This window comes from Actinoplanes awajinensis subsp. mycoplanecinus (assembly GCF_001509495.1).
Classification (GTDB): domain Bacteria; phylum Actinomycetota; class Actinomycetes; order Mycobacteriales; family Micromonosporaceae; genus Actinoplanes; species Actinoplanes palleronii.
The window spans coordinates 11,714-34,315 of the sequence record NZ_LLZH01000004.1; the positions used below are offsets into that span (position 1 = coordinate 11,714).

At 72.0% G+C, this 22,602-nt stretch carries 16 protein-coding genes; 10 read left to right on the plus strand and 6 right to left on the minus strand.

All coding sequences use genetic code 11. The features are described 5' to 3' along the window. Nucleotides 1-254 precede the first annotated feature (254 nt). The 3 genes from ADL15_RS02060 to ADL15_RS02070 form a co-directional block, all read right to left on the minus strand. Complete coding sequence (locus ADL15_RS02060; RefSeq protein ID WP_067684597.1) at nucleotides 255-5,126, minus strand: DUF4011 domain-containing protein; 4,872 nt, start codon at nucleotides 5,124-5,126, stop codon at nucleotides 255-257. Between the two features lie 436 nt (nucleotides 5,127-5,562). After that, nucleotides 5,563-6,168, minus strand: a complete 606-nt coding sequence (locus ADL15_RS02065; RefSeq protein ID WP_232343855.1) for a TetR/AcrR family transcriptional regulator — start codon at nucleotides 6,166-6,168, stop codon at nucleotides 5,563-5,565. A 22-nt stretch (nucleotides 6,169-6,190) separates the two neighbouring features. Beyond that, a complete protein-coding gene (locus tag ADL15_RS02070) occupies nucleotides 6,191-7,768 on the minus strand; it encodes an MFS transporter (protein WP_067684601.1) in 1,578 nt (525 codons plus the stop codon). A gap of 166 nt (nucleotides 7,769-7,934) precedes the next feature. Here ADL15_RS02070 and ADL15_RS02075 point away from each other — a divergent pair, with 166 nt between their 5' ends. Continuing rightward, nucleotides 7,935-8,945 (plus strand): aldo/keto reductase, encoded by a 1,011-nt coding sequence (locus ADL15_RS02075; protein WP_067684603.1) that lies wholly within the window; start codon nucleotides 7,935-7,937, stop codon nucleotides 8,943-8,945. On the opposite strand, the gene ADL15_RS02080 is transcribed toward ADL15_RS02075, so the two are convergent. Continuing rightward, entirely contained in the window at nucleotides 8,910-11,171 is a 2,262-nt protein-coding gene (locus tag ADL15_RS02080; RefSeq protein WP_067684605.1) for a putative bifunctional diguanylate cyclase/phosphodiesterase, read from the minus strand. The two genes, ADL15_RS02075 and ADL15_RS02080, sit on opposite strands and share 36 nt — an antisense overlap. Before the next feature lie 103 nt (nucleotides 11,172-11,274). Between ADL15_RS02080 and ADL15_RS52520 the strand changes: the two genes are divergently transcribed. Further along, nucleotides 11,275-11,502, plus strand: coding sequence for a hypothetical protein (locus ADL15_RS52520; protein WP_157441105.1), 228 nt, complete (start codon nucleotides 11,275-11,277; stop codon nucleotides 11,500-11,502). A 31-nt stretch (nucleotides 11,503-11,533) separates the two neighbouring features. On the opposite strand, the gene mraY is transcribed toward ADL15_RS52520, so the two are convergent. After that, nucleotides 11,534-12,637 carry a phospho-N-acetylmuramoyl-pentapeptide-transferase gene (mraY, locus tag ADL15_RS02085; RefSeq protein ID WP_067684607.1) on the minus strand — a complete coding sequence of 368 codons (1,104 nt, stop codon included), beginning with the start codon at nucleotides 12,635-12,637 and terminating at the stop codon, nucleotides 11,534-11,536. A 428-nt stretch (nucleotides 12,638-13,065) separates the two neighbouring features. On the opposite strand from mraY, the gene ADL15_RS02090 reads away from it, so the two are divergent. From ADL15_RS02090 to ADL15_RS02110, 5 genes are read left to right on the plus strand one after another with little or no spacing between them, the layout of a single operon-like run. Next, entirely contained in the window at nucleotides 13,066-14,703 is a 1,638-nt protein-coding gene (locus tag ADL15_RS02090) for an ABC transporter substrate-binding protein (protein ID WP_067684609.1), read from the plus strand. Further along, nucleotides 14,700-15,635: an ABC transporter permease gene (locus ADL15_RS02095; protein ID WP_067684611.1), complete on the plus strand. Its 936-nt coding sequence runs from the start codon at nucleotides 14,700-14,702 to the stop codon at nucleotides 15,633-15,635. Before ADL15_RS02090 ends, ADL15_RS02095 begins: the two co-directional genes overlap by 4 nt. A gap of 32 nt (nucleotides 15,636-15,667) precedes the next feature. Next, on the plus strand, nucleotides 15,668-16,462 hold the full coding sequence (locus ADL15_RS02100; protein ID WP_232343856.1) for an ABC transporter permease: 795 nt from the start codon (nucleotides 15,668-15,670) through the stop codon (nucleotides 16,460-16,462). 2 nt (nucleotides 16,463-16,464) lie between these two features. After that, nucleotides 16,465-17,418: an ABC transporter ATP-binding protein gene (locus ADL15_RS02105; RefSeq protein ID WP_067684615.1), complete on the plus strand. Its 954-nt coding sequence runs from the start codon at nucleotides 16,465-16,467 to the stop codon at nucleotides 17,416-17,418. Further along, nucleotides 17,408-18,160, plus strand: a complete 753-nt coding sequence (locus ADL15_RS02110; RefSeq protein WP_067684617.1) for an ABC transporter ATP-binding protein — start codon at nucleotides 17,408-17,410, stop codon at nucleotides 18,158-18,160. Before ADL15_RS02105 ends, ADL15_RS02110 begins: the two co-directional genes overlap by 11 nt. Here the strand turns inward: ADL15_RS02110 and ADL15_RS02115 are convergent. Next, entirely contained in the window at nucleotides 18,144-18,719 is a 576-nt protein-coding gene (locus ADL15_RS02115) for a TetR/AcrR family transcriptional regulator (RefSeq protein WP_198170474.1), read from the minus strand. The genes ADL15_RS02110 and ADL15_RS02115 overlap by 17 nt on opposite strands. A gap of 85 nt (nucleotides 18,720-18,804) precedes the next feature. Between ADL15_RS02115 and ADL15_RS02120 the strand changes: the two genes are divergently transcribed. Genes ADL15_RS02120 through ADL15_RS02130 form a run of 3 tightly spaced genes read left to right on the plus strand, consistent with a single transcriptional unit; the run spans nucleotide 18,805 to nucleotide 22,336 of the window. Next, on the plus strand, nucleotides 18,805-19,269 hold the full coding sequence (locus tag ADL15_RS02120; RefSeq protein ID WP_067684621.1) for a DUF3237 domain-containing protein: 465 nt from the start codon (nucleotides 18,805-18,807) through the stop codon (nucleotides 19,267-19,269). After that, nucleotides 19,269-20,951 (plus strand): CocE/NonD family hydrolase, encoded by a 1,683-nt coding sequence (locus tag ADL15_RS02125; protein WP_067684623.1) that lies wholly within the window; start codon nucleotides 19,269-19,271, stop codon nucleotides 20,949-20,951. Before ADL15_RS02120 ends, ADL15_RS02125 begins: the two co-directional genes overlap by 1 nt. Continuing rightward, on the plus strand, nucleotides 20,948-22,336 hold the full coding sequence (locus ADL15_RS02130; RefSeq protein ID WP_067684625.1) for an amidase family protein: 1,389 nt from the start codon (nucleotides 20,948-20,950) through the stop codon (nucleotides 22,334-22,336). The genes ADL15_RS02125 and ADL15_RS02130 overlap by 4 nt, the downstream gene beginning before the upstream one ends. Nucleotides 22,337-22,602 lie beyond the last annotated feature (266 nt).

Below are 22,602 nucleotides of genomic sequence, written 5' to 3' on the forward strand. Positions count from 1 at the left end.
GATACGGAGCGCCTGTCCGCAGGCTACGAGCCGAGTCCCGTGCTGGTCTCGCGCGAGGTGGCGGCCCACCCCGGACCGCGGCGCGGCGGCGGGTTGCTGGCTGGTCCTCAGGGGTGTCTCGCGGTGCTCGACACACCCCTGAGGACCAGCCGGGGACCGCGACACGCGCTGCGGTCTCGCATGTCTCGCTCGTGGCTGGTGCTGAGGGGTGCCTCCGTGACGCGGAGACACCCCTCAGCACCAGCCCGGGACCGTTACTTGCGGGCCGGCTCGCCGCGGAGGATGCGGGGGCGGGCGTTCGGGGCGCGGTCGGCGGCCGGGCCCTCGACCGCGCCGGTGCGGGCCGGGCGGGACGCCGCGGCGCGGTCCAGGGCGGCGCGCAGGCGGGACTCCTCGCCGGCCCGGTCGCGGTACCAGGACAGGGCCCAGGCCCGGTGCAACGTCCAGCCCAGGTCGATCAGGACCTGGTCGGTGAGCCGGTCCCGGTCACGCGCGGCCGGGCAGTCCCGGTAGCCCGGCCCGTCGCAGCGGACCCCGAGCAGGTAGTCGCCGGCCGGGTCCTCCGGGTGCCGGATCGCGATGTCGACCCGGCCGCCGGACGTGCCCAGGCCGGTCCGGGCCGGATAACCCCAGGACCGGACGGTCTCCAGGACCGAGTCCACGAACGCGCCGGGCGCGTCGGAGGAGTCCAGGCTGGTGTCGCCGGTGCCGCGCTCCACGTAGTCCAGGTACGCCGCCAGCTGCCGGACACCCTCGTTCTCCGACTCCGGGACGTCCCGGGACAGGATCGAGGTGACCAGCTCCACCCGGTGCCGGGCCCGGGTGATCGCGACGTTCAGCCGCCGCCAGCCGTTGGTCCGGTTCAGCGCGCCGAAGTTGGCGCTGATCTTGCCGGCTTCGTCGTAGCCGTAGCCGATCGAGAAGATCATGACGTCGCGTTCGTCGCCCTGGACCGACTCCAGGCTCTTCACGAAGAAGCCGTGCAGGCGGTCGTCGGCGACCGCGCGTTCCAGCGCCGGATGACCGGCGGCGATCTTCTCGAGGGCCCGGTCGATCGCCTCGGCCTGCGCCACCGAGAACGTGACGACGCCCAGCGTGTGGCCGGGCCGGGTGGTGAAGTGGTGCACGATCCGCTCGGCGACCCGTTCGGCCTCGATCGGGTTGTCCCGGCTGGTGCTGCGGCGGTAGACGCCGGCCACCGGGAACAACTCGACGCCGGTGTCCGGCCCGCCGTTGCCCGGCGCCGGGAACGTGCTCAGCCGGCCCTGGTAGAACGCGTCGTTGGCGAACGCCACGAGCGCCTGGTGCCGGCTGCGGTAGTGCCAGGTCAGGCCCATCCCGGGGAACGCGCCGCAGGCCTTGGCCAGCTCCAGCACCGACTGGTAGTCGAGCACCTCGGTGTCGGTGTCCACCGCCGAGTAGGTGCGGTCGAAGAACGACGTGGGTGGCAGCTGCCGGTCGTCGCCCGCGGTGATCAGGGCGGTGCCGCGGTAGATGCAGTTGATCGCGTCGGCCGGGGTGATCTGCGAGGCCTCGTCGAAGATGACCGCGTCGAAGCCGATGTCCGGTGGCAGCGACTGACTCACGGTCAGCGGCGACGCCAGCACGCACGGGCGCAGGGCGAGCACGACGTCACGGGCCCGGGCGATCAGATCCCGTACCGGAAGTTGCCGATCGGCCTTCATCGCCTCCCGCCGCAACAGGCCCGCGGCCGTGCTGTCGGCGGCCGGCCGGCGGGCCTCGACCGCCGCGATGATCTCGCGGGCCGCGACCGCCGCCAGCTTCTCGTCGGCCTGCCGGAACTCGGTGACCAGGCGGTCCCGGTCCTCGCCCCGCCAGGGCCGCAGCCGGTTGTCGGCCCGGACCACCGCGTCGACCCAGCCGTGCAGCAGCGCGCGTTCCAGCACGGCCGGCACGTCCGCGCTGTCCAGGTGCTGGTCGGCGCAGAACTCGACGGCGGCGTCCAGACCGTGGAAGGTGAGCACGTCCCGGGCGTCGAGGCAGGCGAACCACTCCTCCTGCCCGCTGCTGTCGTCCCGGGCGGCCCGCAGGAACGCGGACGCCCGCGGGTAGTCGTCGAACTGTTCGCGCAGGCCGGCCTGGCGCGAGGGCCCGAACCCGGCGAGCACCGCGTGGCTCGCCTCGGTCCACTCCTGCGCCCGTTCGGCCAGCCCGACGATCGGCCGCAGGTCACGCAGCGCCGCGACCTGCTCCGCGGTGAGCGGCGCCTCCGGACCGCGGAACCGGCGGACCTCGGCGGCCCAGGCGACCGCTTCGGCGACCGCGGCGGGATCGGCAGGCGGTTCGCTCGCGGTGTCGAGCAATTGTCCGGTACGACCGGAGAGCGCCGCCTCGGCCCGCGCCGCCGTGGTGCGCAGCTCGGCCAGGCGTACGGTCTCGGCGTAGTCGAGGGTGCGCCCGGTCGCGGTGTCGTAGGCGCGCAGCGTCTCCAGTGCAGCGTGCAGAGCCGTGGTGTGCACGGTCAGCCAGGTGATCGCGTCCTCGATCGGGCCGGACACCAGCTCGGGGCGGGCCGCCGGATAGGGCGCCGGGCGCAGCGTGGCCTGCCAGCGCAGCAGCGCGTCCCGGGCCTCGGCGACGACCCGGATCGGCTCCGGGTCGGGAGCGGGCGCGCAGAGGTAGCCGAGCACCGCCTCCACCCCGGACGGCGGTGCCGCGGCCAGCGCCGAGGTGGCCACCGTGATCGCCTCGTCGACGGCCGCGAAGTCGGTGCCCCGGCCCTGCCAGTAGCGGCCCAGTACCGTCGCGTACGCGTGTTCCGCCGCGGCCAGCTCCTGCCGGGCCCGCTTCCAGGCGACCGCCGTGCCGATCCGGTCGATCGCGTCGCCGAGGTGCGCGGTCGGCAGCACGAACCCGGCCACCTGCCGCTTGTCCCGCCGGTACGCCGCCCGCAGCTTCCCGAACCCGCGATGGACGTTGGTGAAGCGCTCGGCGAGCTCCTCGACCGGCTGGGCCAGGATCGCCTCGGCGAAGTACGGCCGGGCCTGGATCTCCGCACCGACGAGCGCCTCCAGGGCCCGGCGCAGCGCGCTCGACCCGTTCTGCACCCCGGTCAGCGCGCCCGGTCCGAACCAGAACCGTTCCGGCTTGTGCGGACGTACACCCAGCTCGGCGACGGCGGCCACCCGGGAGATGTCCCGGATCGTGGTGGCCGGCGGCAACCCGAGCTTGGCGGTGACCCGGTCGACCGCCCGCCGGTGCTTGTCGAGCTGCTCGGCGGCCCGGGTGAACGAACGGGCCAGGTCGTCGGCGTCGGTGGCGGTCAGCGCGTCCAGCTCGACCGGCGCGGTCAGCGCGCTCAGGTCGGGGACCACCGGGAGGTCGGCCGGGGAGGGCAGCGCGGTCCAGTCCACGCCGGCACGCTGGCGTACCGCCTCGGCGGCCGTGGCCGCGGTGGCCAGCTCGTCGCTGCGCCGGTCGGCGGCCTGGCGGACCGGGGCCAGGTCGTCCGCGGTCAGCCAGGAGTCGGCGACCCGGGACGGCCGGGTGCCTGCGTGCTCGGCGAGCCGGGCCAGGGTGGCCGCGTCATCCGGGCGGCGCAGCCCGAACGCGTGCGCCGCGGTGTCGGCGATCCGGGCCGAGCGGGCCAGGGTGGCGAGCGCCTTCTCGGCCCGGCTCAGCGCCGGATCGAGCGGCTCACGGGTGATCACGTCGCGCCAGAGCAGGTCGTCGCCGCCGGCCATCGCGCGCCACGAGCGGGCGAGCTGGTCGGTGGCCTCGCGGACCCGGCGCATCACGTCCGGGGTGAGCGCGTCCGGGGTGATGGCCGGCACCGGGGCGGCCGGCGCCTCGGACAGTCCGGCGCAGCGGCCGATGATCTCGTGCAGGGTGGCGCCGAGGGGCTGGCGGGTCTGGTTCATGGCGTACGCGAAAGCAGTCAATTTCTCGCGGCGCTCCCGGAGCGCACCGCGGTCGACAGCCGGGCCTTCCCCGGGCGCCTCCGGCGCCTCGTCCACCGCGGCCGCGAGCAGCGTCGCGACCTCGCGGCGGCCGGCCTGCTGTCCGTGCAGCTCCAGGATGTAGCGGTCCAGACCCGCCTCGGCCAGCCGGTTGCGGACCACGTCGAGCGCGGCCACCTTCTCCGAGACGAACAGCACCCGCTTGCCGGCGTGCAGCAGCGCGCCGATCATGTTGGCCACGGTCTGCGACTTGCCGGTGCCGGGCGGACCGTCCATCACGAAGCTGTGCCCGGCCAGTGCGGCGGCCACGCAGGCCCGCTGCGACGAGTCGGCGTCCAGGACCAGCGGCACGTCCTCGGGCGGGGTGAGCCGGTCCACCTCGTCCGGCCGGATCGGGGTGAACTTGAACGCGTCGGTCTGCCGGTGCTGGTCGGTGGTGGCCAGCGCGCGGACCACCGGGTGGGCCAGGATCCGCTCCTCGTTCTCCTGCAGGTCCCGGTAGATCGCCTCCTTGTGGAACGTGAGGCAGGTCAGGATCACGGTGCGTTCGATGTGCCAGCCGTGCCGGCGGGCGACCGTGTCGGTGAAGTGCGCCCAGAACTCCGAGACGTTCAACTCGGCGCCGGGTTCCAGGCCGGGCAGGGTGACACCGGACTGGCGCAGCCGCAGCATCAGGGCCGGGTTGAGCACCGGCTCCTCGTCGCGCAGCCGCAGCTCGGGCAGGTCGCCGGACTCGCTCGGCACCAGTTCGGCGGGGAGCAGCAGCAGCGGGCTGGCGTGGCTGGTGGACTCGCTGTCGGCGTCCTCGTCGTCGTCGGCCAGGCGCCAGTTGAGCAGGCCGAGCGCGAGGTGCAGGACGGCGACGCCGCGGTCCAGGTACTCCTGCTGGGAACGGCGCATCAGCCGGCGCAGCACCGGGCCGAGCGAGCGGACGGGCAGCTCGGTGCGCAGCGTGTTCTCTCTGTCGGCTCCCGCGCCGCCCGGCCCGGTGAAGGCGCACCGGGCGCCGCGGGTCAGGGCGGTGACCACCCGGTCCGGGTCCGGTGCGGTGATCTCCACGAGGTCGGCGTTGCCACCGGTGAAGTTGATCAGGCGATTGTTGTCGCCGAGATCGATCAGGCTCTCTCGCCAGGCCCGTAGAGCCGTGTGCACGCCGGCCCGCGCCGGCCTCGGCTCGGACCTGTTGTCGTCACGCCGGGGTCCCATGCTCCCGATTGCAGCAGTGCGAAAGGCTTTCGCGCTGGAAAATCGGGTTCTTCGGCTTTGTCGGTTTCGGAGGCCACGGTGTGTGTGAAGTTGCGGCGCGCTCCGCACCCAAACTCCCCACGCAGCCCCCAGCCACCCCGAGTGTGTGAAGTTGTGGTGCGGAGCGCGCCCAAACTCCCCACGCAGCGCCCGGCCACCTCGTGTGTGTGAAGTTGTGGTGCGGAGGGCGCCGAAACTCCCCACGCAGCGCCCGGCGACCTCGTGTGTGTGAAGTTGTGGTGCGGAGCGCGCCGAAAGTCCCCACGCAGCGCCCGGCGACCTCGTGTGTGTGAAGTTGGGGTGCGGAGGGCGCCGAAAGTCCCCACGCAGCGGCTTGCTGCCCCGTGTGTGTGAAGTTTGGGTGCGGAGGGGACCGCAACTTCACACACTTCGGGGGTCAGGCGGCGGCGCCCCGCAGCAGGGAGTCGACCAGCATCGTCGGGAAGTCGTCATCGGTGACGCCGGTGTCGATCCCGAACAGGCCCTGCATCATCGACGGCCCGGAGAGCATCAGCAGAGTCAGCTCGATGTTCAGGTCGGCCCGCAGCTCCCCGCCGGCGATGCCGCGCCGCAGGATCGTGCGCATCACCTCGCGCCGGGGCTCCATCACCGCGTGGTGCATCCGGCTCAGCTCCGCGTCCCGCTGCAACTCCGGCAGCAGACACGCGGTGACCTTGCCGAACTCCCGGCTCCGGGACGACCGGTTCGCGGTGACCATGGCGATCAGGTCGTCGCGCACCGATGCGCCCGGCAGCTCCGGGATCGGGCCCTTCATGCTGCGCACCGCGTCGATCAGCAGCGATTCCTTGTTCGGCCACCGGCGGTAGATGGTGGCCTTGCCGACGCCGGCCCGGGCGGCGACCGCCTCGATCGAGACGGCCGTCGCGCTCTGCCCCTCCGACATCAGTGCGAGCACCGCGTCGAGGATGGCCTCGTCGGCCTGGGCGTTGCGGGGCCGGCCAGGAGCTTTACGCTCCTGGGCGGCCGGCACGGTGCTGGTCATGGGATTCATTGTTACCGACGGGTTACGCCTCGACCAGGGCCACGCCCTGCTCCTCGGCGAGAACCGGGCTGTGCGGACCCTCCGGCCGCTTGCCGGGGAGGAAGATCACCGCGACGAGAGCGCCGAGCAGCGCGAACACCAGGGAGCCGAGGGCCGCCCAGTGCATCGCCGTGACGTACGACTCGTTGGCGGTGGTGATCAGCGCGGAGCCGGCCTGACCGGCCCGCTCGGCCACCGCGTACGCCCCGGAGATCGACTCGCGGGCCGCGTCGGCTGCCGGGCCGGGCAGGCCGTCGGTGGCGGTGCCCAGGTTGTCACGGTAGACCGAGGACAGGATGGCGCCCAGCACCGCGACGCCGAGGGCGCCGCCGAGCTGCCGGATGGTGTTGCTGACCGCGGAGCCGACGCCGGCCTTCTCCCGGGGCAGCGCTGCCATGATCGACTCGGTGGCCGGCGGCATCACGTTCGCCATGCCGACGCCCATCAGGAAGAACGCCACGGCGACCACGGCGATCGGGGTCTCGGTGCCGATCAGCAGCCAGGTGCCCAGGCCGGTCGCGACCAGCAGCAGGCCGACCGTGCTGACCAGCTTCGGGCCGAACTTCTTGACCATGTTCGAGCTGATCGGGGCGAAGACCATCTGGCCGACCGCGAACGGGACGAACAGCGCGCCGGAGGCGAGCGGGCCGTAGCCGCGGACCAGCTGCAGGTAGAACGCGCCGAAGAACATCGAGCCCATGGCCGCGAAGAAGACCAGGCCGATCATGCCGGTCGATGCGGAGAACTGCCGGTTCTTGAAGAGCCGTACGTCCAGCGACGGGAACTCGACCCGCAGCTCGTAGAGCACGAAGCCGACCAGGACCAGCACGCCGCTGAGGATCGGGGCCCAGGCCAGGGTGTCGCCGAAGCCGTCCTCGCCGCCCTTGATCACGCCGTAGGTGAGCAGGGTCAGGCCGATCACCGAGAGCAGGACGCCGACCACGTCGATCCGGCCCGGCTTGGGGTCACGCGACTCCGGCACCAGGACGAAGACCAGGATCACGCCGGCGATCACGATCGGTACGTTGATCAGGAAGACCGAGCCCCACCAGAAGTTCTCCAGCAGGAAGCCGCCGAGGATCGGGCCGAGGGCGACCGCGAGGCCGACCGCGCCGGCCCAGACGCCGATGGCGCGGCCGCGCTCCTTCGGCTCGAAGACGTTCGCGATGATCGACAGGGTGGCGGGCATGACGGCCGCGGCGCCCAGGCCCATCACCGCGCGGGCGGCGATCAGCTGGTCCGGCGAGCCGGCGTACGCGGAGATCAGCGACGCGATGCCGAACAGCACCAGGCCGACGGCCAGGGTGATCCGGCGGCCCAGCCGGTCGGCCAGGATGCCGGCGGTGAACAGCATGCCGGCGAAGACCAGGGTGTACGAGTTGATGGCCCACTCGAGCTGGCTCTGCGTCGCGCCGAGCCCGTGCTGCGGGTCGGCGATGATGCGCAGTGCCACGTTCAGCACGGTGTTGTCGAGCACCACCACGAGCAGGCTGATGACCAGCACGCCCAGGATGGCCCAGCGCCGGGGGTGCCCGGTCTGGGGTTGTACTTCGGCGTTCATCCGGTGTTTCCCCCCGGTTATGAAACGGAACCGTTCCGTATCTCAATGGGGACAGTAGCCCCCGCCGTATAGAAACGGAACGCTCTCGTATCGGAATGTGGGCCCGGTCACCCGGGGAGCGCGCGAGGTTGACCTGGAGCGCGCTCCAGGTCCTAGCGTCGTCGGTATGGAAATGATCGAACTGGGACGAACCGGAACTCAGGTCAGCAAGCTCGCCCTCGGCGCCATGCAGATGGGCGGCGTCACCAGTGAGGCCGACTCGATCCGGATCCTGGACCGCTACCGCGAGGCCGGTGGCGCCTTCCTGGACACCGCGGACTGTTACGAGTGGTGGCGGCACGTCGGCAGCCGGGGCGGGGAGAGCGAGGAACTGCTGGGCCGCTGGTTGCGCGCCGGCAACCACCGTGACCAGGTCTTCCTGGCCACCAAGGGCAGCGCGGTGCCGGCCTACTCGCCGGACCTGTGGGACGCCGACGGGAACCCGGACTGGGAACTCGCCCGGAAGACCTTCGAGGGCGCCGGCGCGGACACCCTGCGGCACGCCCTGGACGGCAGCCTGCGGCGGCTCGGCACCGACCACGTCGACCTGTACTACGTGCACGTGGACGACCTGGGCACCCCGCTCGAGGAGACCCTGGAGGCGCTGTCCGGGCTGGTCACCGCGGGCAAGGTGCGCTACCTCGGCTGGTCGAACGTGCGCACCTGGCGGCTGGAGCGGATCCGGCAGCTGTGCGAGCGGCACGGCTGGGTGGCGCCGGTGGCCCTGCAGCAGCAGCACTCGTACCTGCGTCCGAAGGCCGGCAACACGTCCGCCTCGATCGTCGGTGCCGAGCAGCAGGACTATCTGGCCACGCACCCGGACCTGCAACTGGTCGCGTACTCGCCGATCCTCAAGGGCATCTACGACGACCCGGCCAAGCGCTCCGGCCACTGGATGATGGACAACTACGAGGGGCCGGACGTGGACGCCCGGCTGGCGGTGCTGGCCGAGGTGGCCGCCGAGCTCGGGACCACGCCGAACCGTACGGTGCTGGCCTGGCTGCTGCACCAGAACGACCCGTCGGTGATCCCGCTGATCGGCCCGCGGACCGTGGAACAGTTCGAGGACCTGATCCCGGCCGTGGACGTCAAGCTGGACGCCTCACAGCTGGCCCGCCTGGACGCCGCCGGGGCGTAACTCCACCGACGTGCGGGTCTCCAGGCCGGCCAGCTCCAGGATGCCGGCCGCGTCGAGCGGGCGGGCCAGCAGGTAGCCCTGGGCGTACTCGCAGCCGAGCCGGGCGAGCACCTGCAGGTCGGCGGCGTTGTCGACGCCCTCGGCGACGGTCACCATGCCGAGGGCGTGCGCCATCTTGACCATCGCGTCGGCGAGCGCGCACCGCGCCTGGTCACGGTGGATGCCGGCGACGAACGCGCGGTCGATCTTGACGATGTCCCAGCCGTGGTCGGCGACCCGGGCCATCGACGAGTACCCCGTACCGAAATCGTCGACAGCGATCTTGACCCCGGCGCGCCGCAGCGGGCCGAGCGCGCCGTCCACCGTCGCCGGATCGGCGAGCCCGGTCTCGGTCAGCTCCAGGGTGAGCTGGTCCGCCGGGGTGCCGATCCGTTCGATCATGGAGAGCACCAGCTCGGCGGTGGATCCGTCGAGCTGGTGCGGCGACAGGTTGACCGCGACCGGGATCCACCGCCCGGTCTGGTGGAACCAGCGGCGCTGCTCGGCCAGGGTCTGCTCGAGCACCAGCGTGAACAGCTGCGCGATGGTGCCGGCCGCCTCGGCGATCGGCACGAACTCGGCCGGCGGCAGGATCCCGTCCACCGGGTGCTGCCACCGGACCAGCGCCTCCACCGAGCTCAGCCGGCCGTCGTCGACCCGGAACACCGGCTGGTAGACGCAGAACAGCTCGCCCGGGTGGGTGAGCGCCCGGCGCAGGTCGGCGTCCAGCCGCAGCCGCAGCGCGGCCTCCGTGCGGATCTCCGCGTCGAACCGCACCACCCGGCCCCGGCCGGCCGCCTTGGCCTGGTACATCGCGGTGTCGGCGTCCTGCACCAGGGCGTCCGGGTCGGCGTCCGGATCGCCGGTGGTGCGCAGCCCGATCGACAACGAGGCGAAGAACTCGGTGCCGTCGGAGAGCCGCATGGGTACGCCGAGCCGCTCGGCCACCCGTTCCGCGATCTCCACGGCCTGCTCCTCGGTGGTGTCCGGCATCAGGATGACGAACTCGTCGCCACCGAGCCGGCACACCACGTCGGCGTCCCGCACCGCGGCCCGCAGCCGGGTGCTGATCTCCATGAGCAGCTGGTCCCCGGCGTCGTGGCCGAGGCTGTCGTTGACGTTCTTGAAGTGGTCCAGGTCGCAGAAGAGCAGGCCGACGCGGGCCGACCCGTCGGCCGGCAGCGCGCTCAGGGCCAGCGTCACCCGGTCCATCAGCAGGCTGCGGTTGACCAGCCCGGTCAGCGGGTCGTGCCCGGCCCGCCAGGACAGCTCGTGGATCGGCCCGATCAGCCGGATCGCGACGAGCGCGATGGACAGCGCCGAGCCGAGCACCATCGGCACCTCGGAGTGCCCCGGCTCCCAGAACAGGTTCAGGGTGGGCAGGATCAGCGCGGCGCCGAACAGGGTCAGCGCCCGCGGCAGGGTCAGCGTGCTCACCGCGGAGTGCCGCGGGGTGGTGGCCACCATCGACGGGTGCAGGCCGGCCGTGCCGATCAGGATCGGCATCGCCATCCAGCCGAGGTCGATCAGGCCGCCCTCGGTGTACGTGCCGGTCAGCCCCTGATGCGTGTAGAGCGCGTCGGAGACGAACCAGAGCACCAGCCCGGACAGCAGCCAGCGCACCCCGGGCGTGCGCAGCTCCACGCCGAGCGCCAGGGCCAGCGCGCAATACACCACGATCAGCGTGTTCACCGGCGCGGAGACCGCGAAGAACTGGGCGAGGGTGCTGCCGCCGACGGCCATCGTCGGCTCGACGACCAGGATCCAGGCGATGCTGGCCAGCGGGGTGAGGATCACCGCCGAGTCGACGAACGCGGTCCGCCCGGCCCGGGCGGCGAGCATCGCCGTGCCGGCCGCGATGGTCAGGTGCCCGAACAGGTAGAACACGTCCGCGCTGGACGGGAACGCCGCGCCGCCGTTGCGGGCGGTGTGCACCGCGAAGATCACGTCGCCGGCCGCCGAGAACAGCAGCCCGACGCCGATCACCAGCCACCCGCCCCGGCGCTGCGGGGAGTGCCCGCGCTGACCGATCCAGACGGCGAACGGCGCGGTGCTGTTGACCAGCACGTAGATCCACCGGGTGCCGCCGTTGAACGGCACGGTGACGTAGACGACCGCGAGCACGGTGGTGACCGTCAAGTAGATCCACCACAGGTGGCGGGGCCCACTGGTCGAACGGCCGCTCATGCGCCGTCCTCGGCTTCGTGGGTCTGCACGGGGTACTTATCGGCGCGGAGCGGGCGGGCCCAAGGAGTCCGGGGAATGACGTAGCACCGGTAGCGTGATCGCCGTGGGTGACAACGCGGACCGGCGCCGGCCGCGCCGCGCCCGACGAGCGCGGCACCACGGTCTGGCCGGGCGGCCGTCAGCACTGCGAGCTGCCGCCGGAGCTCCGGGGCGGGTGGAGCCGGCGGTCCGGTCGGGTCACCGGTTCCTGATCAACCGGACCGACGAGCCCGTCGACCTGGGCATCGACGGCTTCCTCCCGCCCCGCGGCGTGCAGATCATCCCGCGCTGACGCCGCGCGGCGGCCGGCCGTCGCCGAGGTGCTAGCCGACGGCGGTCAGGAAGTCCGAGTAGAACAGGCCCAGGCCGGCTGCCACGCAGACGCCGGCGATGGTCCAGAACCGGACCACGATGTTGACCTCGCTCCACCCGGCCAGCTCGAAGTGGTGGTGCAGCGGCACCATCCGGAAGACCCGTTTGCCGGTGGTCTTGAACGAGACGATCTGGATCACCCAGGTGACCGTGATGATGACGAACAGCCCGCCGATCAGGATCGAGAGCAGCGTGGTGCGGGTCGCCACCGCGAGGCCGCCGATCAGGGCGCCGAGGCCGAGCGCGCCGACGTCGCCCATGAAGATCCGTGCCGGTGACGTGTTCCACCACAGGAAGCCCAGGCAGGCACAGGCCGCGGCCGCCGCGATCATGGAGATCTCCAGCGGATCCCGGACCTGGTAGCAGTAGTCGTTCGCGCGGGCGTAGGTGTCGTCGGCGCACCAGTGCCGGTACTGCCAGTAGCCGATCAGCGCGTACGCGCCGAGCACCAGCATCGACGCACCGGTGGCCAGGCCGTCGAGGCCGTCGGTGAGGTTCACGCCGTTCGACATCGCGGTGATCACGAAGACGAACATCATCACCGAGCCGACCTTGCCGACGTTCAGCCAGCTGATGTCCTGGATGAACGAGATGTGCTCGCTGGCCACGGTCTGGCCGTTGGTGCTCGCCACGTAGAGGGCGGCGATGCCGAACCCGGTGCCGATGATCACCTGGCCGAGCAGCTTGCCCTTGGCGGACAGGCCGTCGGAGTTCTTCTGGCGCACCTTGAGCAGGTCGTCGACGAATCCGACCGCGCCGCAGAAGACGAACAGCCCGAGCAGGACGAGCGCCGTCATGGTCGGCTTCGCCTGCGCGATCTGCCGGTCGGGCAGCGTGGTCAGCGCCAGGTGCCCGGCGACGTAGGCGAACAGGGTCGCCACGATGAACACCACGCCGCCCATCGCGGGGGTGCCCCTCTTGCCGTCGCTCGAGGCGAGCCCGAGGGACCGGATCGGCTGCCCGGCCTTCAGGGCGGTGAAGACCCGGATCGCCACCGGCGTGCCGAGCAGCGAGATGATGAACGCGACGGCCGCCGCGACGATGACCGCCCTCACCGGCGAGCCTCCCCGAGATCCGGATTACTCACGGCGTCCCCACCACGCAACGCGTGCTGGATAAGTAGGCATCAATGATCACGGTGCATGATCTTGCCAGCCGGGGGAAGCGCGAGTCGCTCAGGGACCCGGCGCCGCGCGGTGCCGCGTGAGACCACCGCGGCGCGTGGCCCACGGCGGGGCTCCACGGCCGTACCGGAAAAGGTTTTTCGTCTAAAAAGATGGACTATCCAGCTGGTAAGACTCCTGGTGAACTGGGGTTAGCTGGGCGAGTAGTTAATAGTTGATTTCCAGGATTGACAATCTACAGGCCTGGGCGGGACTCTGAGACCGTCGCCACACGCCGCCGGACCCGCGACCGGTCGGCGGGTGGTCCCCGCGGCGTTCCGGTGGTGCGTTCTCGTGCCCTAGTCCAGGGAGATGCATAGATGATCATCAAGAAGGTGCTGGCGGCTTCGGCTGTCGTGCTGAGCGTCGCGGTGGCCGGCTGCGGTGGTGGGTCCGGCGGCGGGCCGGCGACCGCGGCGGCGATCGAGCTGACCGAGACCACGCCGGCCGCGACCGGGGACGTCGACAGCGTCACCTGGGCGCTGCCGTCCGGTGAGCCGGCGTCGCTCGACCCGGCCCGGACCGGGGACTACTCGGCGAACACGGTCGGCACCAACCTCTGCGAGAGCCTGCTCCGGCTGAACACCGACTACTCGACGTCACCCGGCCTGGCCAGCGCGGTCACCCAGAAGGACGCCACCACCGTGGTGATCACCCTGCGGGACGGCGTGACGTTCTGGGACGGCGCGGCGCTGACCGCCGACGACGTGGTCTACAGCCTGAAGCGGAACATGGACCCGAAGCTGGCGTCCTACAGCGCGCACGTGTTCGCGAACGTCAAGACGATCGCCAAGACCGGCCCGCTCGAGGTCACGGTGACGTTCACCGCGCCGGACATGCAGTTCGTGCCGGACCTGGCCGGCGTGCCGGGCGCGATCATCGAGGAGAAGTACGCGACCACGGCGGCGGCCGGGTTCGGCACCGCGAGCGGCGGGCTGATGTGCACCGGGCCGTTCCGGCTGGACTCCTGGCAGAGCGGCCAGAAGATCACCCTGAAGCGGAACGAGACCTACTGGGACACCGCGCGCAAGGCCAAGGCGGCCAGCTTCCGGTTCGTGTTCCTGACCGACAGCAGCACGCTGACCAGCGCGTTGCTCTCCGGCGAGGTGGACGGCGTCTACGGCGCGCCGGCCGGCAGCATCGCCGCCCTGCAGAAGACCAGCGTGGGCAAGCTGTACTTCGGGCCGAGCACCGAGACGTTCAGCCTCGGCGCGGTCGCCACCGACGGCCCGGCCGCCGACCCGAGGATCCGCCAGGCGCTCGACCTGGCGATCGACAAGACCAGCTTCGTGACGAGCGTGCTCAAGGGCGCCGGTGAGCCGCTCAAGACGTTCACCCCGCCGATGGCCTGGAACGGCAGTCCGGCCAAGAGCGTCTACGACGCCGGGTACGCGGCCCTGCCGGACACCTCGAAGGCCGACCTGGCGAAGGCCGAGCAGCTGGTCGCCGACGCCTCGCCGAGCCGCACCGACCTGGTGATCGCGCTGCCGGCCGGTGACCAGTCACTGCTGCAGACCGCCACGATCGCGCAGGCCGCCGCCCAGCAGATCGGGCTGAAGATGACGATCAAGCAGTTGCAGGCGGCCGAGTTCGCCGGGCTGTTCTACGACCCGGCGCTGCGCAAGGGCATCGACTTCATCGCCACCACCGGGTATCTCGAGGTGCCGGGCGCGCTGTACTACGCGCCGGGCTTCGTGCTCAAGGGCGCGCTGTTCAACTGGACGAACTACGAGGACCCCGAGGTCACCGAGAACATCGTGACCGCGGTGTCGGCGACCGACCCGGCCGCGTCGGCGCGGGCGTTCGTGGCCGCGCAGGCGATCTTCGGGCCGGCCAAGCTGCAGATCACCCTGGCCGAGTCGTACAACCGGCTGTTCCTGAACAAGCGGGTCACCGGGGCGCCGGCGTCGTTCTCCTACATCAGTTCGGCCTGGGCCGCGCAGGTGGGCACCGCATGATCTGGTTCGTGGCCCGGAAGCTCGGCGGGATGCTGGCCACCGTCGCGGTCGCCAGTGTGGTCATCTTCGGGGCGCTCTACCTGGCACCGGGGGACCCGGCGAGCATCCTGGCCGGCGGGCACGAGGTCACGCCGGCGACGATGGCCGCGATCCGCGCGCAGTACCACCTGGACGACCCGTTCTGGGTGCAGTACGGGCGCTGGCTCGGTGGCCTGCTCACCGGTGACCCGGGCACGTCGATGGTGCTCAAGGAGCCGGTCACCACGCTGATCTCGGCGCGGCTGGGCACCACCGCGCTGCTGGTGGCGTACGCCTCGGTGTTGATCCTGGTGATCGGGGTGGTGTCCGGTGTCCTCGCCGGAGCGGCCGGCAAGGTCGTCGACGGCGCGCTCACGGTGGTCACCACGATCCTGATGGCGGCGCCGGCGTTCGTGGCCGCGATCCTGCTGATCTGGATCTTCGCGACCAAGCTGTCCTGGTTCCCGGTCTTCGGCTCCGGCGAGGGGTTCGGGGACCGGATCCACCACTTGACGCTGCCGGCGCTCGCGCTCAGCGGCGGCTACCTCGCCTACGTCAGCCGGATCACCCGCACCGAGGTCCGCGCCGAACTCGCCGCCGACCACGTGGCCGCGGCCCGGGCGCGGGGCCTGCCGCGCCTGGCGGTGCTGCGCCGGCACGTGCTGCGCAACGCCGCGCCGCCGATCCTGGCGGTCTCCGGGGTGACCGTGGCCGGGCTGTTCGCCGGCACCGCGGTGGCCGAGCAGGCGTTCGGGGTGAGCGGGCTCGGCTCGCTGCTGGTGCAGAGCGCGGCCCGGCAGGACCTGGTGGTGGTGCAGGTGCTGTCGCTGCTGCTGGTGTCGGCGTTCGTGGTGGTCAACATGCTGGTCGACGTGCTGAACGCGGTCCTTGACCCGCGGCTGGTGACGGCATGACAGTCGTTTCTTCGACGCGAAATGTTCGATTCATGCCAGCGGCGTCGGCGATCGTCTGCGCTCTGGTCGTGCTGGTGGCGATCCTCGCTCCGTGGATCACACCGCACGACCCGACCGCCGTCGACCCGCTGAACGCGTACGCCCCGTTCAGCGGTGACCATCCGCTGGGAACCGACGACCTGGGCCGTGACCTGTTGTCCCGGCTGATGGCCGGCGCCCGCACCAGCCTGGCCGGTCCGCTGATCGTGGTCCTCGCGGCCGGCACCGCCGGCACCGCGCTCGCGGTGACCGCGGCCTGGTTCCGCGGCTGGTTCGACGCGGCGGTCTCCCGGCTGCTCGACATCCTGTTCGCGTTCCCCGGGCTGGTCCTGGCGATCACCGTGGCGGCGATCTTCGGGGCCGGGTTCACCGCGCCGGTGGTCGCGCTGTCACTGGCCTTCGTGCCGATGATCGCCCGGGTGATGCGGGCCGCGGCGCTGCGTGAGCGGAACCTGCCGTACATCGAGGCGCTGCGGGTGCAGGGATTCTCCGGATGGCACATCTGCCTGCGGCATCTGCTGCCGAACCTGGCGCCGCTGCTGGTGGTCCAGGCCGCGATCGGTTTCGGGTACGCCATGATCGACCTGGCCTCGATCTCCTTCCTCGGCCTCGGCCTGCAACCACCGGCCGCGGACTGGGGCCTGATGATCGCGAACGGTCAGCCGTCCATCCTGGCGGGTTTCCCGCAACAGTCCATCGAGGCCGCCGTCGCCGTGGTGATCACCGTGGTGGCCTTCACCGTGGTCGCCGAGCGGCTGGCCGAACGATTCGGCGGAGGTGTCCGGTGACGATGCTGGAGTTCGACCACCTCCGGGTGGAGATCAACGGCCGCCCGATCCTGCGGGACGTCACCCTGTCGGTGGCGGCCGGGGAGGCCGTCGGCCTGGTCGGCGAGTCCGGTTCGGGCAAGTCGATGACGGTCAAGTCGGTGCTGCGGCTGCTGCCACCGGGCGCCCGGGCCACCGGGACGGTCCGGTTCGGCGACACCGACGTGCACACGCTGGACGGCGCCGGGCTGCGCCGGATGCGCTCGGAGGACGTGGCGATGGTCTTCCAGGACCCGCGGGCCACCGTCAACCCGGTCCGGACGATCGGCGACTTCCTCACCGAGGTGCTGCGTGACCAGGGTGTCAGTCGTTCCGACGCGCGGACGCGGGCGGCCGGGCTGCTCGCCGACGTCGGTGTCGACCACGTCGCACGGCGGCTGCGCCAGCGCCCGCACGAGCTCTCCGGCGGCCTGCTGCAACGGGTGGTGATCGCGGCCGCGCTGGCCACCTCGCCGAAGCTGATCCTGGCCGACGAGCCGACCACGGCGCTGGACGTCACCACCCAGGAGGAGGTGGTGGCGATCCTCAACGAGCGGCGCCGCGAGCACGGCAGCGCGCTGCTGTTCATCTCGCACGACCTGGAACTGGCCGCCGCGGTGTGCGACCGGATCGCGGTGATGTACGCCGGGGAGATCGTCGAGGTCCTGCCCGCCGACCGGCTGCACGAGGACGCCCGGCACCCGTACACGCAGGCACTGCTGCGCTCGCGGCCCGGGACGGTGGCGCCGGGGGAGCGGCTGGCGACCGTGCCGGGGTCACCGCAGTCGGCGTTCGACGCGCCGGCCGGGTGTGTCTTCGCCGACCGGTGCCCGCAGGCGGCCGGTCCGTGCCGGGACGTCCGCCCGGCGCTGCTGCCGATCGACTCCGGACTGGCCGCCTGCCACCTTCTTCCCAGGGAGACGCCGAGTGTTGCTTGAGGTACGTGACCTGCGCAAAGTGTTCAAGGGGCAGTTCGTCGCGGTGGACGGGGTGAGCTTCTCGGTGCCGACCGGCGGGTCCCTCGCCGTGGTGGGGGAGTCCGGCTCGGGCAAGACCACGTGCGCGCGGATCATCACGGGGCTGGCGAAGGCCACCTCCGGGACGGTGACGATCGAGGGCGAGCGCCGGGCGTCGACGGTGCAGATGGTGTTCCAGGACCCGTACCAGTCGCTGGACCGCCGGCAGACCGTGACGAGCTGCCTCGACGAGGTGCTCGCCCACCACACCACGCTCGACCGGGCCGGGCGCGCCGCCCGGAGCGCCGAGCTGCTGAACCTGGTCGGGCTGGACGAGCGGCACGGCCCGGTGCTGCCCCGGGCGCTCTCCGGCGGGCAGCGGCAGCGGGTGGCGATCGCCCGGGCCCTGGCCGCCGACCCGAAGCTGCTGGTGCTCGACGAGGCGGTGGCCGCGCTCGACGTGTCGATCCAGGCGCAGATCCTGAACCTGTTGGTCGACGCGCGGGCCGCGACCGGGGTGGCGTACCTGTTCATCACCCACGACCTGTCCGTGGTGCAGCACGTCTGCGAGGACGTGGTGGTGATGCACCGCGGCCGGGTGGTCGAGTCCGGCAAGGTGGCAGACGTGCTCTCCGCGCCTGCCGACCCGTACACGAAGAAGTTGATCGGATCGGTCCCGCGCCCGGGCTGGGTGCCGACCCGGGAGGTCAACCGTGTCTGCTGAGCCGTTCCAGCAGGGACTCCGCGGCGGCGCGGACCAGGCCGCCGGAGGCCACCGGCAGCTGCAGCTCGGCCATCATCGAGTTGCCCATCGCCAGGCACCACAGCCCGTACGCGACGGCGCGCCGCGCTCCCGGGGAGGCCTCCGGGTGTTCCGCGGCGAGCGCGTCCTCGACCGACTGGATCGCCTGCGTGTAGTGGGTCTGCATGACGACCCGGATGCGCTCGTCGGCGATCCCCGCGGTGATCAGCTCGCGGATCACCGTGTCGTCGTCGCTGATCGGCAGGAAACCCGTGCTGAACAGGTAGTCCATCACGATCGGCAGCTTGTCGCGGCCGTCCGCACCGGCGATCCGGCCGATGAACTCGGCCTCGTACCCGGAGTAGAGCCAGTTCGCGAACTTCTGCAGCAGGTCGTCGCGGTTGCCGACGTAGTGCCGCACGTGGCTGCGGCTCAGCCCGGACTCCTCGGCGACCCGTTCCAGGGTCGTCCCGGCGAGACCGTGTTTCTGCAGGCAGCGCGCGGTGGCCTGCATGATCTGTTCGGTCCGCTCGGCTGCCATGCTCGGCCGGCCCATCCCCGCCCCCTCCGGTCGGTTTCCCTCAGCCTAATTGATTGTCATTTCGGAAAAGAAAACGAGGGCCGTCATGCCTGAACTCCCCGACCCCCGCCTGGTCTTCGTCTTCGAGGCCCGGGTCGACGTGGCCGAGACCCGGCACGTCGGCCGTGGCCCGGACGAGGTCCTGATGTTCACCCCGATCACCGGCGGCACCGTCTCCGGCCCCCGCCTGAACGGCACGGTCCTGGCCGGCGGCGGCGACTGGTCGGTGACCCGCGGACAGGTGACCGAGCTAGACGCCCGGTACCTGCTGCAGGCCGACGACGGCAGCGTGATCGACATCGACAACCGCGGCTTCTGGCGGGCCACCCCGGAGATCGACGCGCGGGTCGAGGCCGGCGAGGACATCCCGGAGACCGAGTACTACTACCGCACCAGCCCGAAGTTCAGCACCGACGCACCGGCACACGCGTGGCTGAACTCCTCGGTCTTCGTGGGGCTGGCCCGCGGCGAGGCCGGCCAGGTCTGCATCCGCTTCTTCGAGGTGCTCTGATGACCATCTCCGTCCAGCGCACCGGCCCCGGGCCGGTCTCTCCCTCGGCGACCCAGCACATGGTGCGGATGCGCGACGGTGTCCGTCTGGCCACCGACGTCTACCTTCCCGTAGATCCGCAGCCCGGCCCGGTCATCCTGACCAGGCTTCCGTACGACAAGTGCGGCGAGTACACGTTCATGCCCCGGGTGGCCGCCTACTTCACCGCCCGTGGTTACACCATGGTGGTGCAGGACGTCCGCGGGAAGTTCCGGTCCGAGGGCGAGACCCTGCTCTTCGTCAACGAGGCGTACGACGGCCACGACACCCTCGACTGGATCGTCCAGCAGGAGTGGTCGGACGGCGTGGTCGGGATGTGGGGCGACTCGTACTACGGCTTCACCCAGTGGGCCGCCGCCTCCACCGGGCATCCGGCGCTGCGCGCGATCGCGCCCCGGGTCACCGGCACCCGCCTCGGCGAGCTGCCCGGGCCGGTCCCGGGGCAGCGCACCCACGACACCGAGATGGGCGTAGCCCGGGTGTACCCGCTCAGCATGTTCCACGATCAGGACATGCTCGAGTGGGAGTTCGACTGGACGCGGCGCCCCCTCGCGGCGCAGGTCGAGGAGTTCTTCGCGACGGTCGGCAGCCGCTCGGCGTCGTACGACGTGTGGTTCCCGCACCCGGTCACCCTGCGCCGCTTCCCGGCCGGCAGCCCGTTCGACGCGCCACCGGTGCCGGTGCTGATGACCATCGGCTGGTGGGACAACTGCGCGCCGTGGTCCTGGCACGACCACCGGGAGATCCAGCGCCGCCCGGCCTGGGCGCGCAACGAGTACCTGCTGCTCGAGGCGATCGACCACGAGAACCACAGCCACTTCGAGCTCGACCCGCTGGTCCGGACGGCCGACTCGGACGCCGCGCTGCCCCGGTACCTGGACCCGGCGATCGAGTTCTTCGACGTCTTCCTGCGCGGGCAGGACCGGGACCTGCCGCGGGTGCGCTGGCAGCTGGCCAACTCCGGCGACCCGGCCCACCGCACCGACGTCGCCTGGCCACCGCCCGCGGCGCACGAGATCGTCCTGCGCCCGGCCGGTGCCGCCGCGGCCGCGGGCGCCGCGCCCGGCGGCTCCCTGACCGCCGCACCGACCGGCTCGTTGACCACCGCGCCGGCGGAGACCGCGACCTGGATCCACGACGCCGCCGACCCGGTGCCGTCCCCGGTCGCCGACGCGTTCTCGTTCCTCGCCGAATACCCGGACGAGCGGCACCTCGCCGACCGCCCGGACGTGCTCGCGTTCACCGCCGCCCCGGTCACCGCGCCGCTCGACCTGGCCGGCCCGATCCGGCTGCGCGCCACGGCCGGCTCGGACGGCCCGGAGATGGACCTGTTCGCCCGGCTCCTCGACGTCGCACCGGACGGCACGGCCAAGCTGATCGCTCGCGGACAGCAGACCATCCTCGACCCCGGCGCCGCGTTCGCCGTCGAGCTCGACCTGGGCCACGTCGGGTACCGGCTGCCGGCCGGGCACGCCCTGCGGCTCACCGTGGCGAGCAGCGACGCGCCGGAGTTCGTGCCCGCGCCGGGCACCGGCGAGCACCGCTGGCTGGCCGTCACGACCGTCCCGAACCGGCAGCGGCTCCGGCTCGGCGAGACCGCGCTGACCTGCACGGTCCTCTCTGAAGGAAAGGCACCACGATGAACAACCTGACCGCCACCGAGATCGCCGGCGGGGTGCGCCGCGGCACGTTCACCGCGGCCGCCGTCGTGGACGCCTCCCTGGCCCGGATCGGTGCGGTGAACCCGCAGGTCAACGCGGTCACCGTGGTCCTCGCCGAGCAAGCCCGGGAGGCGGCCGCGGCGCTCGACGCCCGGATCGCCGCCGGGCAGGACCCGGGCCCGCTCGCCGGGGTGCCGATCTCGGTCAAGGAGAACATCGACCTGACCTGGTCGGCGACCACGTCCGGGCTGCCGTTCGCGGCCGGCAACGTGCCGGCGGCCAACGCCACGTTCGTCGACAAGCTCCTGGCCGCCGGCGCGATCCCGGTCGCCCGCGGGAACATGCCGGACATCGGCCTGCGCTGGGACACCGACAACGACCTGTTCGGCCGCACGGTCAACCCGTGGGACGACACCCGGGTGCCGGGCGGCTCCAGCGGCGGCGACGCGGTCGCGGTCGCCACCGGCATGGTCGCCGCCGGTCTCGGCAACGACTACGGCGGCTCGCTGCGGCTGCCCGCGCACGCCGCCGGGATCACCGCGCTGCGCACCTCGGCCGGTCGGGTGGCCGCGCCGTCCCGGAGTGTCGAGCCGCTGCCGCTGTCGATTCAGCACATGGCGGTGAACGGTCCGCTGGCCCGCTCGGTCGCCGACCTCGACCTGCTCTTCGGCGTGATGCACGGCGCCGACGACGTCGACCCGCTGAGCGTGACCGTCGAGCACCCGTCCGGTTATGCCGGTCCGCGCCGGGTCGCGGTCACCGTCGACCCGGCCGGGTGGGGCGTCGACCCGCAGACCGCGTCGGCGGTCCGGGCTGCGGCGGCCGCGCTCGCCGCGGCCGGCTGGGACGTCGAGGAGGTCGAGCCGCCGTCGGTGGACCGCTGCGCCACCCTCTGGCGTCAGCTCTCCTCGACCGAGAACGCACCCATGCTGCTGACGCCGGGGATCTTCCCGGGCCCGCTGTCGGCCGGCACCGTCCAGTACTTCAAGGACAACATCGTCGACGTCGAACTCCTGGACACCTCGGCGGCCTACCAGGGCGCCTGGGCGGAGCGTTTCGTGCACGCCGCCGCGTGGCGCGCGTTCCACGCCCGCTACCCGATCGTTCTCGGTCCGGTCACCACCCAGCCGATGCCGCTGATCGGTTTCGACCTGTCCGGCCCGGCCGCCACCACCGCACTCTGGAAGGCCCACCGCCTGCTGGTCACCGCGAACTTCCTCGGCCTGCCCGCGGTCGCCGTCCCGACCGGCGTCACCGGCCGCCGCCCGCTCGGCGTCCAGGTCATCGCCCGGCTGCACGGCGAGCACATCGCCCTGGCCGCCGCCCGCGACCTGGAGGATGCGTTCCCACCGATCCGACCGTTTTAGATCAACCCCATACGGTACGAACTCGGGCCATCACGAGAGCAGCAGCGGAGTCCCGGGCCTCCCCGCGACGCAGTCCCACCCCCGACCGCTGCGCGACGCACGGGTGTATCCCGGGCCCCGCGACGCCCGCCGCACTCCGGGCCGCAACGCGGCTCCCGGTCTCGGCTGGGCGGTTTCAAGGGGTCGTTGCAACACGAGGGTTAGCTGGTGGTGGTGAGGAGTGTAGCGAGGCGTTCGGCGGGGGTGTCCCAGCCGAGTGTTTTGCG

Excerpts from the sequence above, each read along its gene's own strand:
- ADL15_RS02100 (WP_232343856.1), top strand. The coding sequence starts at position 15,668 with ATGCCAGCGGCGTCGGCGATCGTCTGCGCTCTGGTCGTGCTGGTGGCG.
- ADL15_RS02070 (WP_067684601.1), bottom strand. The coding sequence starts at position 7,768 with ATGAACGCCGAAGTACAACCCCAGACCGGGCACCCCCGGCGCTGGGCC.
- ADL15_RS02080 (WP_067684605.1), bottom strand. The coding sequence starts at position 11,171 with ATGAGCGGCCGTTCGACCAGTGGGCCCCGCCACCTGTGGTGGATCTAC.
- ADL15_RS02130 (WP_067684625.1), top strand. The coding sequence starts at position 20,948 with ATGAACAACCTGACCGCCACCGAGATCGCCGGCGGGGTGCGCCGCGGC.
- ADL15_RS02075 (WP_067684603.1), top strand. The coding sequence starts at position 7,935 with ATGGAAATGATCGAACTGGGACGAACCGGAACTCAGGTCAGCAAGCTC.
- ADL15_RS02125 (WP_067684623.1), top strand. The coding sequence starts at position 19,269 with ATGACCATCTCCGTCCAGCGCACCGGCCCCGGGCCGGTCTCTCCCTCG.
- ADL15_RS02060 (WP_067684597.1), bottom strand. The coding sequence starts at position 5,126 with ATGGGACCCCGGCGTGACGACAACAGGTCCGAGCCGAGGCCGGCGCGG.
- ADL15_RS02105 (WP_067684615.1), top strand. The coding sequence starts at position 16,465 with ATGCTGGAGTTCGACCACCTCCGGGTGGAGATCAACGGCCGCCCGATC.
- ADL15_RS02090 (WP_067684609.1), top strand. The coding sequence starts at position 13,066 with ATGATCATCAAGAAGGTGCTGGCGGCTTCGGCTGTCGTGCTGAGCGTC.
- ADL15_RS02120 (WP_067684621.1), top strand. The coding sequence starts at position 18,805 with ATGCCTGAACTCCCCGACCCCCGCCTGGTCTTCGTCTTCGAGGCCCGG.
- ADL15_RS02065 (WP_232343855.1), bottom strand. The coding sequence starts at position 6,168 with ATGACCAGCACCGTGCCGGCCGCCCAGGAGCGTAAAGCTCCTGGCCGG.
- ADL15_RS02115 (WP_198170474.1), bottom strand. The coding sequence starts at position 18,719 with ATGGCAGCCGAGCGGACCGAACAGATCATGCAGGCCACCGCGCGCTGC.
- ADL15_RS02095 (WP_067684611.1), top strand. The coding sequence starts at position 14,700 with ATGATCTGGTTCGTGGCCCGGAAGCTCGGCGGGATGCTGGCCACCGTC.